The 16,231-nt window shown below is 67.1% G+C and carries 14 protein-coding genes; 1 reads left to right on the top strand and 13 read right to left on the bottom strand.

Annotation, left to right across the window (positions count from 1 at the left end; genetic code table 11):
* Positions 1-120 precede the first annotated feature (120 nt).
* From ACVOME_RS16065 to ACVOME_RS16050, 4 genes are all read right to left on the bottom strand, one after another.
* Positions 121-2,298 carry a carboxy terminal-processing peptidase gene (locus ACVOME_RS16065; RefSeq protein WP_053519630.1) on the bottom strand — a complete coding sequence of 726 codons (2,178 nt, stop codon included), beginning with the start codon at positions 2,296-2,298 and terminating at the stop codon, positions 121-123.
* Positions 2,299-2,567: 269 nt separating this feature from the next.
* The gene (gene lipA, locus ACVOME_RS16060; protein ID WP_346475747.1) at positions 2,568-3,578 is read right to left on the bottom strand and encodes a lipoyl synthase; all 1,011 of its coding nucleotides are present in this window, start codon (positions 3,576-3,578) and stop codon (positions 2,568-2,570) included.
* An 18-nt stretch (positions 3,579-3,596) separates the two neighbouring features.
* Complete coding sequence (gene lipB / locus ACVOME_RS16055; RefSeq protein WP_053519632.1) at positions 3,597-4,307, bottom strand: lipoyl(octanoyl) transferase LipB; 711 nt, start codon at positions 4,305-4,307, stop codon at positions 3,597-3,599.
* Positions 4,295-4,573: a YbeD family protein gene (locus ACVOME_RS16050; protein WP_053519645.1), complete on the bottom strand. Its 279-nt coding sequence runs from the start codon at positions 4,571-4,573 to the stop codon at positions 4,295-4,297. Before ACVOME_RS16050 ends, lipB begins: the two co-directional genes overlap by 13 nt.
* Before the next feature lie 274 nt (positions 4,574-4,847).
* Here ACVOME_RS16050 and ACVOME_RS16045 point away from each other — a divergent pair, with 274 nt between their 5' ends.
* The gene (locus ACVOME_RS16045; protein ID WP_181452106.1) at positions 4,848-5,906 is read left to right on the top strand and encodes a lipid A deacylase LpxR family protein; all 1,059 of its coding nucleotides are present in this window, start codon (positions 4,848-4,850) and stop codon (positions 5,904-5,906) included.
* Between the two features lie 95 nt (positions 5,907-6,001).
* Here ACVOME_RS16045 and ACVOME_RS16040 read toward each other — a convergent pair whose 3' ends face one another.
* From ACVOME_RS16040 to ACVOME_RS16000, 9 genes are all read right to left on the bottom strand, one after another.
* Entirely contained in the window at positions 6,002-7,219 is a 1,218-nt protein-coding gene (locus ACVOME_RS16040) for a D-alanyl-D-alanine carboxypeptidase family protein (protein ID WP_053519634.1), read from the bottom strand.
* A gap of 98 nt (positions 7,220-7,317) precedes the next feature.
* Entirely contained in the window at positions 7,318-8,580 is a 1,263-nt protein-coding gene (locus ACVOME_RS16035) for a septal ring lytic transglycosylase RlpA family protein (RefSeq protein WP_253120110.1), read from the bottom strand.
* On the bottom strand, positions 8,577-9,722 hold the full coding sequence (mltB, locus tag ACVOME_RS16030; protein WP_481505279.1) for a lytic murein transglycosylase B: 1,146 nt from the start codon (positions 9,720-9,722) through the stop codon (positions 8,577-8,579). Before mltB ends, ACVOME_RS16035 begins: the two co-directional genes overlap by 4 nt.
* A gap of 235 nt (positions 9,723-9,957) precedes the next feature.
* Complete coding sequence (locus ACVOME_RS16025; protein WP_197572726.1) at positions 9,958-10,146, bottom strand: hypothetical protein; 189 nt, start codon at positions 10,144-10,146, stop codon at positions 9,958-9,960.
* Between the two features lie 105 nt (positions 10,147-10,251).
* Positions 10,252-11,364 (bottom strand): rod shape-determining protein RodA, encoded by a 1,113-nt coding sequence (gene rodA / locus ACVOME_RS16020; RefSeq protein WP_053519637.1) that lies wholly within the window; start codon positions 11,362-11,364, stop codon positions 10,252-10,254.
* Positions 11,361-13,439: a penicillin-binding protein 2 gene (gene mrdA, locus ACVOME_RS16015; protein WP_065175165.1), complete on the bottom strand. Its 2,079-nt coding sequence runs from the start codon at positions 13,437-13,439 to the stop codon at positions 11,361-11,363. Before mrdA ends, rodA begins: the two co-directional genes overlap by 4 nt.
* A 3-nt stretch (positions 13,440-13,442) precedes the next feature.
* The gene (gene mreD / locus ACVOME_RS16010) at positions 13,443-13,928 is read right to left on the bottom strand and encodes a rod shape-determining protein MreD (RefSeq protein WP_053519639.1); all 486 of its coding nucleotides are present in this window, start codon (positions 13,926-13,928) and stop codon (positions 13,443-13,445) included.
* Complete coding sequence (gene mreC / locus ACVOME_RS16005; protein ID WP_481505278.1) at positions 13,925-14,992, bottom strand: rod shape-determining protein MreC; 1,068 nt, start codon at positions 14,990-14,992, stop codon at positions 13,925-13,927. Before mreC ends, mreD begins: the two co-directional genes overlap by 4 nt.
* A 121-nt stretch (positions 14,993-15,113) precedes the next feature.
* Positions 15,114-16,160 carry a rod shape-determining protein gene (locus ACVOME_RS16000; RefSeq protein WP_005411077.1) on the bottom strand — a complete coding sequence of 349 codons (1,047 nt, stop codon included), beginning with the start codon at positions 16,158-16,160 and terminating at the stop codon, positions 15,114-15,116.
* Between the last annotated feature and the right edge of the window lie 71 nt (positions 16,161-16,231).

Genomic DNA, 16,231 nt, shown 5'->3' with positions numbered 1-16,231 from the left:
CCCCCGGTGGGCGGCCCGGTAGCCTCCCCCGGCCGGGCGGTCGCCGCCCGGGGCCCGCCGCGACACCCCCGCGGGGGGCGCCTGGCCGGCCCCCGTGGGGTACTTCATGTCACGCGTGGCTCAGTCGGCCCAGCGACCGGCCCCGGTGGACTGCGGCAGCACCTGCGCCGACAGCGGGCGATCATTGGCCAGCAGATTCACCGCATCGGCCAGGATCGCAGCGGATTCACGCAGCAGCGGGTCCGGTCGCTTCTCGGCGGCCTTCTCACGGGCGGCATCCTTGACGATATCGCGCTCGTTGCCGGTCAGGCCGTCATCGCTGCTGTCATCGGCCAGCGGATCCAGGGCCAGGCCCAGCTCCTTGCGCATGATCTGGCGCTCCTTGCGCTGGGTGTCCTGGCGTTCCCGCTCGGCACGACGCGTCGCTTCATTGAGCGAGACATACTTCTTCGCCGCTTCGGCACGGAACTGCTCGACATCCTCGTTCCACCACACGAATTCCTTGTCGGTGGCGATGCGTGCCTCGTGGCGGGTTTCCAGCTTCGGCAGCAGCGGCGCGAAGTTGCCGTACTGCGTATGCGGCACCGCGGCGATGCGGGTCCACGGCAGGGCATTGTCGTAGGTGCTTTCGCCGAACTCGGTGGCATCGACGCTGGCGGGGAACGCCAGGTCCGGCACCACGCCCTTGTGCTGGGTGCTGCTGCCGCTGATGCGGAAGAACTGGGCGATGGTCAGCTTGACCTGGCCGAAGCGCTGCGTTTCGCCGCTCGGCCAGCGATCAAGGTCGACGATGTTCTGCACGGTGCCCTTGCCGAAGGTGGTCTCGCCGATCACCAGGCCGCGGCCGTAGTCCTGGATGGCACCGGCGAAGATTTCCGACGCCGAGGCCGAACCACGGTTGACCAGCACGGCCAGCGGGCCGTCCCACGCCACGCCCTGATTGCGGTCGCTGTTGACGGTGATGCGGCCGCCCGATTCACGCACCTGCACCACGGGGCCCTGTTCGATGAACAGCCCGGTCAGTTCGATCGCCTCGTCCAGCGAGCCACCACCGTTGTTGCGCAGGTCCAGCACGACGCCGTCGAGCTTGTCGTTCTTGAAGCCCGCCAGCAGCTTGGCCACATCGCGGGTGGCCGACGCATAATCGGCGGCATTGCGGCGGCGGCCCTCGAAGTCCTGGTAGAAGGTCGGCAGCTTGATCACGCCGATCTTCCGCGCCGGCTCGCCGTTGGCGGCCGGAATGGTCATGGTTTCACCCTTGGCGGCCTGCTCGGCCAGGCGCACCTTCTGCCGGGTCAGGACCAGGGTGTGATGCTTGCCGTCGGCGCCCTCCTCGGCCGGGATGAACTCCAGCTTGACCTGGGTATCCTTGGCACCGCGGATCTTGGCCACGACGTCGTCGATGCGCCAGCCGATCACATCCTCGACCACGCCGGACTTGCCCTGGCCGACGCCGACGATGCGGTCACCCGGCTTCAGGGTGCCATCCACGGAGGCCGGTCCGCCGGCGATGATCTCGCGGATCACCACCATGTCGTCCTGGCGCTGCAGCTGCGCACCGATGCCTTCCAGCGACAGCGACATCGCCTGGTTGAAGTTCTCGGCGGTACGCGGAGTGAAGTAGTCGGTGTGCGGATCGACCGCACTGGTGTAGGCGTTGAGGAAGAACTGGAAGACATCCTCGCCCTTCAGCTCGTTGACCGACTTCTCCAGCGTCGCGTAGCGCTTGTCGAGCGTCTTGCGGATGTCGTCCGGCTTCTTGCCGGCCAGCTTCAGGCGCAGCCAGTCATTCTTGACCGACTTGCGCCACAGTTCATCCAGCTCGGCATTGCTGGCCGCCCACGGCACCTTCTTGCGGTCGTACTCAAAGCGCTCGTCGGTGGTGAAGTCCGGCTCCTGCCTGAGCAGCTTGCGTGCGTAAGCCACGCGCTCGCCTACGCGCTGTTTGTACACCGCGAAGACCTGGAAGGCCGGCTCAAGTTCACCGCCACGGATGGCATTGGCGATGTTCGCCTCGAAGGGTGCGAAGCGCGCCACATCGGCCTGGGTGAAGTACTGCTTGCCGCCGTCCAGGGTCTCCAGGTAACGCTTGAACACATCCTTGGAGGTGGCTTCATCGAGCGCACGCGGACGGTAGGCGTACCGGCTGTCGGACAACAGGCCGTACACCAGCTTGGAGGTGGTCACCTGATCGGCGGTCGCCGCAGCCGGCAGCGCCGGCGAATCGGCCTTGGCCGACAGCGCCAGCGGCGCTACCAGCGCCAGGGCCATCAGGAATGCGGGGGCTTTGAATTTCATGAACGTGCTCGAAGGCGCCTTGCCAAGGGGGAGACTGCGTGGTGTTCAGACATCACGACAGTGCCGAAAGTTGCCGGGTTTGTCACCCGTCCGCATCCGGTGGAAAACCAGCCTAGCGGGGCCGGTGTAGCAAATTGTGAATGCAGGCGAAGGCGTGCGGACCAACGGTCCGCGCCCACCACGGTGGTAGGCACGCCCATCGGTAGCGCCGGGTCATGCCCGACGAGCGCAGCGGGAAAGAACCGCCGGGCATGGCCCGGATCTACCGGTCAGGAAACTCCGGCGCCCTTGGCCTGCACGTCGGCGTGGTACGAAGAGCGCACCATGGGGCCGGAGGCGACGTGACTGAAGCCCAGCTCATAGCCGTAGTCTTCCAGCGCCTTGTAATCCTCGGGCGTCCAGTACTTCAGCACCGGGTGGTGGTGCGCGGTCGGCTGCAGGTACTGGCCGATGGTGATCATGTCCACGTCGTGGGCACGCAGGTCACGCATCGTCGCCTTGATCTGCTCGAAGTCCTCGCCAAGACCCAGCATGATGCCGCTCTTGGTCGGCACCTGCGGGTGCTGGGCCTTGAAGTTCTTCAGCAGCGTCAGCGACCACTGGTAGTCCGCGCCCGGGCGCACGTTGCGGTACAGGTCCGGCACGGTCTCGATGTTGTGGTTGAACACGTCCGGCGGGTTCTGCGCGAGGATGTCCAGCGCGCGCTCCATGCGGCCCTTGCCGCGGAAGTCCGGGGTCAGCACTTCGATGCGGGTACCCGGCGACTTCTCACGGATGGCGGTGATGCAGTCGACGAAGTGCTGGGCACCGCCGTCGCGCAGGTCATCGCGGTCGACACTGGTCACCACCACATACTTCAGGCCCATGTCGGCCACCGTCTGGCCGAGGCTGGCCGGCTCGTTGGCATCCGGCGGCTTGGGCCGGCCGTGGGCGACGTCGCAGAACGAGCAGCGGCGGGTGCAGACCTCGCCCAGGATCATGAAGGTCGCCGTACCGTGGCCGAAGCACTCATGGATGTTCGGGCAGCTGGCTTCCTCGCAGACCGTCACCAGGCGGTTCTCGCGCAGCTTGGCCTTCAGGTTCTGGACCGCATTGCCCGAGGGAATGCGCACGCGGATCCAGGAGGGCTTGCGCAGCACCGGTGCATCGGCGAACTGAACCGGCGAACGGTTGATCTTGTCCCCGCCCAGCTGCTTGACGCCGGCCTGCAACGGCGCGGCGGTCGGAAGGTCGCCCTGCACGATCTGCAGGGGAATGGTGCGGGCAGTGGTTTCAGTCATGGCAGTTCCGGGGAGCGGTCAGGCGGCCGCAGAGAGATCAGGCAGTTCGGGCACGTGCTGCAGCCGCAGGCCGAACTGGCGGGCCAGCTGTTCCAGCAGCACCGTCTTGACGGCATCCATCCCGGACGGCCCGCCCAAGTCTACCACCGAGGTCACCTGCAGCCCCTGATAACCACAGGGGTTGATGCGGTGGAAGGGTTCCAGGTCCATGGCCACGTTGAAGGCCAGGCCATGGAAGGTGCAGCCACGGCGCACGCGGATGCCCAGCGCGGCAATCTTGGCATTGCCAACGTAGACGCCCGGGGCACCTTCGCGGCGTTCGGCACCGATGTTCCATTCGGCCAACGTATCGATGATGGCCTGCTCGATGCGGCACACGTAGTCGCGCACGCCGATGCCCAGGCGCGGCAGGCGCAGCAGCGGGTAGATCACGATCTGCCCCGGCCCGTGGTAGGTGACCTGGCCGCCGCGGTCCACGTGCAGCACCGGGATCGCCCCCGGGGCCAGCACATGCTCGTCCTTGCCGGCCTGGCCGAGGGTGAACACCGGATCATGCTCCACCACCCACAGCTCGTCGGTCGTCTCGTCAGCGCGCTGATCGGTGAAGCGCTGCATCGCCCGCCAGACCGGCTCATAGGCCTGGCGGCCAAGGTCGCGCACCAGCGCCGGACGCGGCGGGCGGTTTTCCGGAGCGGCGTCGGCCGGGCAGCTGTCGGCTACAGCGTCCACTTCACTTCCGGGTGATCGCGCAGCGCCCGATGGGCGGCGTCGTACTGTTCGCGGGTCTCGGCCTTGAACACCAGCCGGACCGACACGTACTTGCCATTGGACGAATGCTTCCAGCTGATGCGCTCGTTCACGACGTCCAGGCCTTCGGCCTGCAGCAGTCGGGGAAGCTCATGCTCCAGGCCGCGGTTGGCCGGGCCCATTGCGCTGAGCTCGAACTGGCCGGGGAACTGGAAGCCGTGGTCGGGGTTGTCGGACTTGATTTCCATGGACCCATTATCGGGCCGCAGGGCAACAAACCCAAGAGTATTCATCCAGGTCAACACGGACACCGGCAGGCCGCTGCGTTGCACCTGAATTCCCATTCAGCTTCCTGCTGCGCGGGGGCGCGGCACGCCCCGGCGCCGGTTGTCGTCACGAGACAATGTCGTTTTCGGAACAGACAAGTGACCGGGACGCGCTCGTACCGTCACGCGGGCCGGGGTACCGTGTCGTTGCATATAACGACAGACGACCACCCCTTTCCCCATGAGCATTCCATCCATGCGTAGCGTCGCAGCCCTCGGGCTGTCCGGCCTCCTGGCCGCCGCCCTCCCCCTTGCCGCGCAGGCCGCCGAACAATGCGGCCCCGATGCCATGCGTGAGCACCCGCCGCAGATCAATTTCCGCGTTGACAACGACCTGTTCGGCGGCCGCCACCAGGACCAGGGGTATACCAACGGCGCCGAACTGACCTTCGTATCACCGAACCTCGTCGATTACACCGACGATCCCTGCCTGCCGCGCCTGGCGCGCTGGGTCAACGGCTATCTGGAGCGCCTGCACCCGGGCCGGTTCGAACAGCAGAACATGATCTTCAGCATCGCCCAGGGCATCTTCACCCCGACCGACTTCACCCGGAAGGACCTGATCAAGGATGACCGCCCCTACGCGGGCGTGCTGATCGCCAGCTTCGGCTACAACGCGCGCAGTGGTGATCGGCTGCAGACCACCCAGCTGACGCTGGGCGTTGTCGGTCCGTGGGCCCAGGGCAAGCAGGTGCAGAACGCTGTGCATGAGGTGCTGGGCGACGAGAAATTCCAGGGCTGGGACAACCAGCTGCACAACGAGCCGCTGGTGATGCTGACCCATGAGCGGATGCGTCGTTGGCCGGGCGATGCCAGCGTCAACGCGGGCGGCTGGGGCTGGGACGCGATCAGCCACTACGGCGGCTCGGTCGGCAACCTGGCGACCAAGGCCAACATCGGTGGCGAGGTGCGCTTCGGCTGGAAGCTGCCGGATGACTTCGGCAGCACGCCGCTGCGTCCTGCCGGCGAGAACACCGCGCCGACCCGCAGTGGCAGGCCGAGCGGCTGGTCATGGCACCTGTTCGCTACCAGCGATGCTGCCTGGGTGATCCGCGACATCACCCTGGACGGCAACACCTTCCGCAACAGCCACAGCGTCGACAAGCGCCACATCGTGGCCTACGGCGGCTACGGAATCGCGGTGATGCGCGGTCGCTGGAAGTTCGCGGCGGCGCGCTACCACAGCACCCGCGAGTTCAACGGCCAGCGCGAGGCACCGGTGTTCGGCAGCTTCACCATCAGCCGTTCGCTCTAGAACAGTGCGGACATCTGGTCCGCACATTGGTTGCAACGGAAAAGGCCGGCATGCGCCGGCCTTTTCCTTTTCACGTCATCGCATGGCGCCGCGGATCATTCCGATTCCCACCACATCCAGAAGCTGTCCCACAGGCGCTTGAAGAAGCCGGCCTGCTCGACGGCAGCCACCGCCACCAGCGGCGCTTCGGCCACCACCTTGCCATCCAGGCTCACCTTCACCGTGCCGATCTGCTGGCCGGCCGTGAACGGCGCTTCCAGGGTCTTGGGCACATCGATGCTCGGCTTCAGATCGTTGTAGCGGCCACGCGGCACGCTGACCAGCATCGGCTGCGCCACGCCCAGCTGCACCTTGTCACTGGTGCCCTTCCACACCTTGTGCTCGGCGACGGCCTTGCCCGGCTCATACAGGCGGTGCGTTTCGAAGAAGCGGAAGCCCCAGTTCAACAGCGCCAGGCTGTCATCGGCGCGCTGCTTCTCGGAGGCGCCACCCAGCACCACCGCGATCAGACGCTGGTCGCCGCGCTGCGCCGAGCTCATCAGGCAGTAGCCCGCCTCGGAGGTGTGCCCGGTCTTGATGCCATCGACACTGCCGTCGCGCCACAACAGCAGGTTGCGGTTGGGCTGCTTGATGTTGCCGACCTGGAATTCCTTGATCTTGTTGTACGCGTAGGTTTCCGGGTAATCACGCACCATCGCCCGTCCCAGCAACGCCAGATCATAGGCGGTGCTGTGGTGGCCCGCGGCGGTCAGGCCGTGGGCGTTGACGAAGTGCGAGTTCTTCATGCCGATCTTGGCGGCGTAGCTGTTCATCAGCGAGGCGAAGGCTTCCTCGCTGCCCGCCACGTGCTCGGCCAGGGCGATCGCGGCATCGTTGCCGGACTGGATGGCCATGCCCTTTTCCATGTCTTCCAGGCGCGCGGTCTGGTTCACCGGGAAGCCGCTGTAGCTGCCGTCGGTACCCGCACCGCCTTCGCGCCAGGCGCGCTCGCTCATCATCACCTGGTCATCCGCACGGACCTTGCCGTTCTTGACCTCGGCGGCGATCACGTAGGAGGTCATCACCTTGGTGATGCTGGCCGGCGCCAGCTGCTCGTGGATGTTCTCGCCCGCCAGCACCTGGCCGGTGGCGTAGTCCATCAGGATCCAGGCCTTGGACACACTCGGCACCGGGGCCGGTGGCGTGGCCACGGTGGCCGGAGCCGCAGCGGCGGCAGGTGCAGGTGCGGCCGGGGTCGGCAGCGGCGTCTGGGCAGAAGCCAGGCCCACCACCAGGGTGGCGGCCAGGGCGGTGGCGGCGGAACGGAAATTCATTGGACAGCGGGCTCCAGGGACGGCCGGGAATGGAGGGGGAACAGAATGGCCATTGTAGGCCGGGGGGGCCCGGGCCGGCAGCACCGACCCGGGCGGGATCAATCCTTGACGATCTGCGGCGATCCAAGGCCCAGACCGGCGATGCGGCCGACAAGTTCCGCGGCACTGGCATGGTCGCTGGCGGGTACGCGCAGACGGAAGAGCGTGCGGCCACCGGCGGCGATGTCGCTGATGGTCGCGCCGACGATGCCGGCCGCATTGAGCTGGCCCATCGCACGATTGGCATTGTCACGGTTGGAGAAGCTGGCCACCTGCACCATCACCGCACCCACCACCTGCTGCGACAGCGTGGGGCTGCTGGCCGGTGCCGCGGAAGCGCGCGGCGCCGTGGCGGCGACCCTCGCCGGCGCAGCGGCAGGTGCCGCAGTGCGGACGCCCACTGCACTCGGCGGCAGGCTGCTGACCGCCACGTCCGGCGGCGTGCTGACCACCGCCTGCGTGGTGGCCGGCTGGCCCCGCGTCGGCACCGCATCGGCAGGCAGGCGTTTGACCAGGCGGTCGATGTCGCTGTCGGCCGCCGGGCGCGTGGCGACAGTGCTCGCCATCGTCGTCGCCGCACCGGCAGCGGCGGCGGCTTCGGCCGCCCGGCGCTCGCGGCGCGACGGCTTCTGCGCCAGCAGATTGCCCTCACCCGGCTGCAGCGCGCGCACCTCCACATTGCCGGTTCCGCGCTGGGTGATGCCCAGGCGTACCGCAGCGGCATAGCTCAGATCGACCACGCGGCCATCATGGAACGGGCCCCGGTCATTGACCCGCACGATCACCGACTCGCCGTTGTCCAGATTGGTCACGCGGGCGAAGCTGGGCAGCGGCAGCGTCTTGTGCGCAGCGGTGAACTGGTACATGTCGTAGACCTCCCGGTTCGAGGTCAGGCGGCCGTGGAACTTGGCGCCGTAGTACGACGCCGTACCGCGCTCGACATAATCGCGGGTATCGTCGAGCACCTTGTACGACTTGCCCAGCACCACGTACGGCGACTTGTTGCCGATGGCCGAACGTGTTTCAGCCGTCACTTCCGGCTCGGGAATGCAGGCCACGTTCGGAATGTAGCTCGGCGTGCTGTCTTTCACGCCCGGCCGGTACAGGCCGCCGGCGGTGTAGTTGCCCCGCGTGTTCGGGTCTTCCTTGGCCGCCGCATAGGGCGATCCCTCCGGACAATGCGCCGGGCGCGTGCCCCTGCCCTGCACCACCGTACCGGAAGGCGTCCCACCGTGGCCGGCGGTGGCCGGCTTCTTCGGCGCGCTGCTGCAGGCGGCCAGCGCGAGGACGATCAATCCAGGGACCAGCCATCTGATGTTCATGCCGGGGGCAGCTCCTGTCCGGCAATGGCCTGCGACAACTGGAACACGGCCATCGCATACATCTTCGAGAGGTTGTAGCGGGTGATCGCGTAGTAGTTCTGGAAGCCCAGCCAGTACTGCTTGCCGGTGCTGCCCTCGAGCGTAACCGGAGTGGCCGTCGCACCCGGCTGTACCGGTGCGGCAGGCTGATAGCCACGCTGGGCCAGATCGGCCAGCGACCAGGTCGGTGCCCACTCGGTCGGATTGAATTCCTCGCGCCCCGGAGCGAGTGTCGCCGGCACGGCCACCTGCCCGCCCCGGACCCAGCCTCCCTTCTTCACGAAGTAGTTGGCAATGGAGGAAAACACGTCGTCGTAGCTGTTGAACAGGTCACGGCGACCGTCGCCGTTGCCATCCACGGCATAGTCCAGGTAGCTGGACGGCATGAACTGGCCCATGCCCATCGCACCGGCATAGCTGCCCTTGAGCGTGGTGATGTCGAGTTTCTCCTCGCGGCCCAGTTCAAACAGCTTGGCCAGTTCATCACGGAAGAACAGCTCGCGGCGCACCTCGCGTTCCAGCTTCTCCGGATCGCCGCTGCGCGGGTAGTAGAAGGCCAGCGTGTACAGCGCATCGAGCACGCGGTGGTTGCCGGCATTCCTGCCATAGCTGGTCTCCACGCCGATGATCGCCACGATCACCTCGGCCGGAACACCGGTGCGCTGCTGCACGCGATCCAGCTCGGCGCGGTGTTCGGCGAGGAAGGCACGGCCCCCCTCGATGCGCGCCTTGCTGATGAACATCGGCCGGTATTCGTTCCAGGGTTTGACCCGTTCGGCAGGGCGCGACATCGCGGCGATGATCGGCTGGCGCACCTGCGCCTGGTCGAGCACGCGACGGATCTCGTCGGGCTGGAGTCCGTAACGCTTGGCGGTATCGGCGATGAAGGTGGCGCGCGCGGTCTCGAACGGAACCGGCGTGAGATCGACCGGCGGCGCGGTGGCGGCGGTGGCTTCCAGTGCGGCCTCGGCCGGTCCCTTGGGCTTGCTGGCCGGATGGCGCGGCGTGCTGCTGGCCTGCGGTGAAGACGGTGGAGATGTCGGCTGGGTCGCGCAGGCGACCAGGCCGAGGGTAAGCATGCAGGCCAGAGTGCGTCGAATCATCGTCGCAGGTTAGCAGGTCATGGATGAATTAAAACCCCTAACACCATGAATCACAACGATTTGCTTGCAAGCAGTCGAAATTGTGAAAACGATGTGAGCGATCCATCGCATTCAGTTGAGAGGTTGCCGGTTGCGTCCCCATCCCCGCAGACGCAACCGGCGACCGGATCCGGTCGATACGCGCGCGGCTGCCGCTCCCCAGTGGCAGTACCCCGCGCGCCCTGTATCCGTTGGATCAGTACTGCTTCCCGCCCGACGCCCCCTCGCGCTGCAACGATAGACGGCGCGCCGTGCCGAACGGGCCGCCATTGTGCAGGCCGATTGCGACAAGTCCATTGATCAAAATCAACGCAGCGTAAAAGTGTGAACTAGATAACGTTTTTTTAGGGCTTTGGTCAGCAGACCTGCTGTTGCGCGTCTTCATGGGAACGCTTCCATGAAGGGCGTTGCGCAAGCGTTGGACGGCCCCGGCCTTGCCCGAAACCGCAGAGGTGCCGCAACCCGCGTCGGCCGCGCGCTCCCGGAGGTGCTAGCCGTAGCCGCCGTGCACGGGATTGTGGCTGCGCACTGCCATCACCAGCCCGAAGCCGGCCAGCAGCGAGACGGCCGACGTACCGCCATAGCTGATCAACGGCATCGGTACGCCCACCACCGGCAACAGACCCGAGATCATTCCGCCATTGACCAGCACGTAGACGAAGAACGCCAGGCCGGTGGCACCGGCCAGCAGCCGCGAATAGGAGTCGCGCGACTGGCTGGCAATCCACAGGCAGCGCCCGATCACCACCAGGTACAGCGCCAGCACGACGGCCACGCCGATCCAGCCGAATTCCTCGCTCAACACCGAGAATGCAAAGTCGGTGGTCTGCTCGGGAATGAAGTTCAGGTGCGACTGCGAGCCTTCGCCCCAGCCCTTGCCGTCGAACCCGCCGGAACCGATCGCGATCTTCGACTGGATGATGTTCCAGCCCGCGCCCAGCGCATCCATTTCCGGGTCGAGGAACATCATGATGCGGTCCTTCTGGTAGGGCCGCAGCAGCCAGAACCAGGCCAGCGGCGCAACCGCGGCCACGCCGCCCACGCCCAGCCCCACCCACCACCATGGCAACCCGGCCAGCAGCAGCACGAACACGCCGCTGGCGGCGATCAGCACGCCCGTGCCGAAGTCCGGCTGCAGCATCACCAGACCGGTCGGCACGCCGATGATGACCAGCGACACCAGCACCGTATTGATGCGTGGTGGCAAGGGCACCCGGTGCAGGTACCAGGCCACCATCATCGGCAGGCTCACCTTCAGCAGTTCAGCCGGCTGCAGGTAGAAGAACTTCAGGTCCAGCCACTGCCGGCCGTATTTGCCGGTACCGAGCACGAACACCGCCAGCAACGGGATCATCGAGATCGCGTAGATCATCGGCGTCGCCGAACGGATGCGCAGGATCGGTACCCGCGAGATGGCCCACAGCGCGGCCATGCCCACGGCGAAGCGGGCGCCCTGCGCCATTACCAGGCTGTCGCCGCCCGCACTCTTCAGCGTGGCCAGGCCGATCATCATCAGCGCGCCCAGGGCAAGGCACAGCACCCAGTCCAGCGTGCTGAAGAAGCGCCGCAGCATGTCCCCGGCCCATCGCAGGAAGGCCTTCATCGCGTCGCCTCCGCAGCCGCCGGTGGACGCGGCGCGGCAGGCAGTGCCGGTGCCGGCGCAGCGGGTGTTCCCGGTTGCGGCTGGGGCTGCGGGACCGCAGCGCCGATCAGCACCGGATGCTCACCGACCTGTGCGGCGGCAGCATCCCCCGCCTGGCGGGCGCCCACGTCCTCGTTGTCGAAAGCGGTCGCACCGATGGCGGTGGTGCCGCGTTCACTGTCCAGCGGCTGGATGCCATCGGGCATCTTGCCCAGCAGCCAGGCATCGAACACCTTGCGTGCGATCGGCGCAGCTGCCGAGCCGCCGTAACCGCCGCCTTCCACCGCGATCGCCAATGCGATCACCGGCTGATCAGCCGGCGCGAAGCCAACGAACAGCGCACGGTGGCGCAGGTGCATCGGCAGGCTCTTTGGATTCACCGCTGCCGTGCCACGGCGGCTGACCACCTGCGCGGTGCCGGTCTTGCCGGCCATCACGTACGGCGCCCCGACCGCCACCCGCCAGCCGCTGCCGCCGGGCTGCATGGTCGCCATCATGCCTTCGCGCACGGCCTGCACGTTGTTCGGATTGGGGCTGACCGGCTTGCTGTCGCGTGCCGGCACCCCGGTCCACTCGCTGTCGAACCCTTCGCGCTGCTGGATGACCAGGTGCGGCGTGCGCAGCTGCCCGCTGGCCAGACCGCTGACGCCCCGCGCCAGCTGCAGCGGAGTGACCTTCCAGTCGCCCTGGCCGATGCTGATGTTGACCGTATCGCCGGGGTACCACGCTTCCTTGCGGGTCTTCCGCTTGTACGCCGGTGACGGCAGGATGCCGCCGATCTCGCCGGTCAGGTCGATGCCGGTCGGCTGGCCGAAACCGTAATAGTCCATGTAATGGTCGAAACGCTCGATGCCCAGGTCCAGCGCCAGCCGGTAGTAATAGGTATTGACCGAATTTGAGATCGACTTGCGCAGGTCGGTCCAGCCATGGCCGCCACGGTTGGCATCGCCCCAGCCGCGGCTGGTGCCGGGCAGGTAGAACATGCCGGTGGACAGGATCTTGTCTTCCGGGCGGCGCACACCGGCGTCCAGACCGGCCAGTGCGATCAGCGGCTTGAGCGTCGAGCCGGGGGCCACACCGCCCAGTACAAGGCGGTTGAACTGCGGGCGCGATGGATTGTCGTTCAACGCTTTGAAATCGGCGTGGGAGATGCCGTTGACGAACAGGTTCGGGTCGTACGATGGCAGGCTGACCATCGCCAGGACCTCGCCCGTGCGCGGGTCCATCGCGACCGCCGAGCCTTCCTGGTCGCCGAAGGCGGCAACCATCGCCCGCTGCAGGTCGGCGTCGATCGACAGGCGCAGGTCGACACCGGACTGCGCGGCAACGCGGCCGATGGTGCGGATCGCACGGCCCTGCACGTTGGTCTCCACCTGCTCGTAACCGACCTTGCCGCGCAGCTGCTGCTCGTAATAACGCTCCAGGCCCGACTTGCCGATGTGGGTCAACGCGGCATTGCCCTCGCCAAGGATCTCCAGATCCTTGTCATCGACACGACCGACGTAGCCGATGATATGCGCGAACAGATCGCCGTACGGATAACGACGGGTCAGGTAGGGCTCCAGCTCGACACCCGGGAAGCGCCAGCGATCGACGGCGAAGCGTGCCATCTCATCGTCGGTCATGCGCAGCTTGAGCGTGACCGGCAGGAACTTCCGGCGCGCCTTGCGCGACTTGTTGAACGCCTCCAGCTCTTCCGGACTGATCTCGATGATCTTTGCCAGTCCTTCCAGCGTGGCATCCATGTCCTTGACCTTGTCCGGGGTCACGTCCAGGCGGAAAGCCGGCACGTTCTCGGCCAGCAGGCGGCCGTTGCGGTCGTAGATCATGCCGCGCCCCGGCACCACCGGCCGCGGCTTGATGCGGTTGGCTTCCGAACGGGTGGCGTAGATGTCGTGGTCCAGCACCTGCAGCTTGAAGTACCAGCCCCCCAGCCCGAGCAGGCAGACCAGCACCCCCAGGAAACCCAGCGCCGCACGACGGCGGAACTGCTCGGCTTCGGCGTGCGGGTTCTTGACCTGGCGGCGCGGAATCATGGCTCAACGCCCGCGTTTGCCGAAACGCACCGCGTCCAGCAGCACGAATACCAGCGGCCACAGGCCCATGCCCAGCAGCGGCGCCCACCAGTACGACCACGGCAGCGTCGGCTCATCCACCACGATGTGCACCAGCGCGCTGACGATGCGGTCGTTGAACAGCAGGCCACCAATGGCGAGCATCTGCTGGGACATCGGGAAGAAGCGGATGCGGGCGCGGAAGCGCTGCAGGATGAAGGCCAGCATCACCAGGCGCAGCGCTTGTTCACCCAGCACCCCGCCATACAGCAGGTCGGCGACAACGCCACTGGCGAATGCGATGCCGAGACCAACGCGCTCGGGCGTTTCGATCACCCAGTACGCCAGCACCAGCGCCAGCCAGTACGGGCGCAGCGGCTGCAGCAGGGCCGGCAGCGGCAGCAGGCCCAGCAGCAGGGCCACCACCAGACTGGCCGGCAGCACCCAGGGATTGTCGCGCAGGCGGCTCATCGCTGGACCTCTGCGGCGGCGGCCGGTCCGGCTGCCGGCTGCGGATCCGGGGCGGTCGAAGACGCCGGAGTGACGGCCGGCGCCGACGGCTGCCCTGCGCGGGTGTCTGCCGGTGCTGCTGACGGTGCTGCTGCCGGAATTGACGGGACCGGCACGGTAGCCGCATTGGCTGGCCCGCCCGGCGCGGTGTCCTCCAGCTGCAGGCGTACTTCCGGCGGGATGCGGATCGCTGCGCCCGGGCGCAGCAGCAGCACATCGCGGCCGCGGTCGAGCTGTGCGGCCGGCTTCAGCTCACCGACCAGGAAGGCATGGGTGTCATCCGGGCGCAGCGCGGTGATGGTGCCGACCGGGAAACCGGCCGGGAAACGGCCACCGAGACCGGAGGTGACGATCTCATCGCCCACTTCCACCCCGGCACTGAGCGGGATGTCGCGCAGTTCCAGCGTATCGCCGCGACCGTAGACGATCAGGCGGACACCGTTGCGGGCCACGGTCACCGGCACGGCATGGTCGGGGTCGGTCAGCAGCAGCACGGTAGAGCTGCCGCCGGTAACGCTGATCACCTGGCCCATCAGCCCACCGGCGTCGATCACCGCCTGGCCGACATGCACTCCCTCGCGGCTGCCTGCGTCGAGTACCAGACGCTGTTTCACCGGGTCCAGGTCGATATCGAGGATCGGCGCCAACTGCACGTCCAGTCCGCTGCGCTCGGCCACGTTCAGCAGTTCGCGCAGCTGGGCATTGTCCAGTGCAGCGGTCTGCAGACGGGTCAGGCGGGCGTTGGCCAGCAGCAGCTGGTTGCGCAGCTCGCGGTTCTCGCTGACCAGCTGGCTGTGGCTGGCCGCGTTGTCCTTGACCTGGCTGCCCAGCTTGCCCGGCAGGCCTGCCAGGGCCCAGACCGGCTGCACCAGGGTGTTGGCCTGTTCACGCAGGCGCGCCAGCCAACCGGCCTGGTCGTCGAGGACGATCAGGGTGATGGCCAGCGCGAGATAGGCCAGCAGCCGCAGCGGGCTGGCGGCATCACCGGATCGGGAAGCAACGGGAGGACCGGCGTAGGGCGGCACGGCAACGATTCAACTGGCAGAAGGCGGAGGGGAAACACGCGGACGCCCCGCCGGTGCCGGCCCGCCAACGCGACGGGCCGCACCCCGGAGGGGCGCTGCGGGCAGGAACGGCCGGGACGGCTTATTCCGGCGCAAAGAACTCGTTGCCGTGCATGTCGACCAGCTCCAGCGCACGACCGCCGCCGCGGGCCACGCAGGTCAGCGGATCGTCGGCCACCTGCACGTGCAGGCCGGTCTCCTCGGAGATCAGGCGATCCAGGTCACGCAGCAGGGCGCCACCACCGGTCAGCACGATGCCGCGCTCGGCGACGTCGGCGCACAGTTCCGGCGGCGTCTGCTCCAGGGCCAGCTTGACCGCGCTGACGATGCCCGACAGGGGTTCGTGCAGGGCTTCGAGCACTTCGTTGGAGCTGATCTTGATCATCTTCGGCACGCCCTCGGCGAGGTTGCGGCCGGAAATCTCCAGCTCCTGCACCTCTGCCTGCGGGTAGGCACAGCCCAGCTCCACCTTGATGCGCTCGGCCGTGGCTTCACCGATCAGCATGCCGTGGTTGCGGCGCACGTAGTTGGTGATCGACTCGTCGAAGCGGTCGCCACCGATGCGGACGGAGGCCGAATAGACGATGCCGTTGAGGGAGATGACCGCCACTTCGGTGGTGCCACCGCCGATATCGATGACCATCGAGCCACGGGCTTCGGTGACCGGCATGCCGGCGCCGATCGCAGCGGCCATCGGCTCTTCGATCAGGTACACGTCGCGGGCACCGGCTTCCTCGGCCGATTCCTTGATCGCACGACGCTCGACCTGGGTCGAGCCGGCCGGCACACAGACCAGCACGCGCGGACTCGGGCGCAGCACGCGGGACTTGTGCACCTTCTTGATGAAGTGCTTGAGCATCGCCTCGGTATAGGTGAAGTCGGCGATGACGCCATCCTTCATCGGGCGGATGGTGGTGATGTGGCCCGGGGTACGGCCCAGCATCTGCTTGGCCTCGGCACCGACGGCTGCCACCGAGCGGGTGCCACCGATGGCACGGTCCTGGCGCACGGCCACGACCGAAGGCTCATTCAGCACGATCCCCTGCCCGCGCACGTAAATGAGGGTGTTGGCCGTGCCCAGGTCGATGGACAGGTCATTGGAGAACATGCCACGGAGTTTCTTGAACATCTGAGGAAGGAGTCCTGAGGGGTGTCGTGCCCGCCGCGGGATGGCGAAAAAATGGGCAGAAATCGAGGCCG

The sequence above is a fragment of the Stenotrophomonas sp. STEN008 genome, assembly GCF_056760435.1.
The sequence above is the reverse complement of the archived record's forward strand: the minus strand, read 5'-3'. Positions and strand labels throughout refer to the sequence as shown.

Coding starts and splice junctions, on each gene's coding strand:
- lipA (WP_346475747.1), bottom strand. CDS start 3,578: ATGACTGAAACCACTGCCCGCACCATTCCCCTGCAGATCGTGCAGGGC.
- ACVOME_RS16065 (WP_053519630.1), bottom strand. CDS start 2,298: ATGAAATTCAAAGCCCCCGCATTCCTGATGGCCCTGGCGCTGGTAGCG.
- ACVOME_RS16000 (WP_005411077.1), bottom strand. CDS start 16,160: ATGTTCAAGAAACTCCGTGGCATGTTCTCCAATGACCTGTCCATCGAC.
- ACVOME_RS16025 (WP_197572726.1), bottom strand. CDS start 10,146: ATGAAGACGCGCAACAGCAGGTCTGCTGACCAAAGCCCTAAAAAAACG.
- mrdA (WP_065175165.1), bottom strand. CDS start 13,439: ATGATTCCGCGCCGCCAGGTCAAGAACCCGCACGCCGAAGCCGAGCAG.
- ACVOME_RS16040 (WP_053519634.1), bottom strand. CDS start 7,219: ATGAATTTCCGTTCCGCCGCCACCGCCCTGGCCGCCACCCTGGTGGTG.
- ACVOME_RS16045 (WP_181452106.1), top strand. CDS start 4,848: ATGCGTAGCGTCGCAGCCCTCGGGCTGTCCGGCCTCCTGGCCGCCGCC.
- mltB (WP_481505279.1), bottom strand. CDS start 9,722: ATGATTCGACGCACTCTGGCCTGCATGCTTACCCTCGGCCTGGTCGCC.
- ACVOME_RS16050 (WP_053519645.1), bottom strand. CDS start 4,573: ATGGAAATCAAGTCCGACAACCCCGACCACGGCTTCCAGTTCCCCGGC.
- rodA (WP_053519637.1), bottom strand. CDS start 11,364: ATGAAGGCCTTCCTGCGATGGGCCGGGGACATGCTGCGGCGCTTCTTC.
- ACVOME_RS16035 (WP_253120110.1), bottom strand. CDS start 8,580: ATGAACATCAGATGGCTGGTCCCTGGATTGATCGTCCTCGCGCTGGCC.
- mreD (WP_053519639.1), bottom strand. CDS start 13,928: ATGAGCCGCCTGCGCGACAATCCCTGGGTGCTGCCGGCCAGTCTGGTG.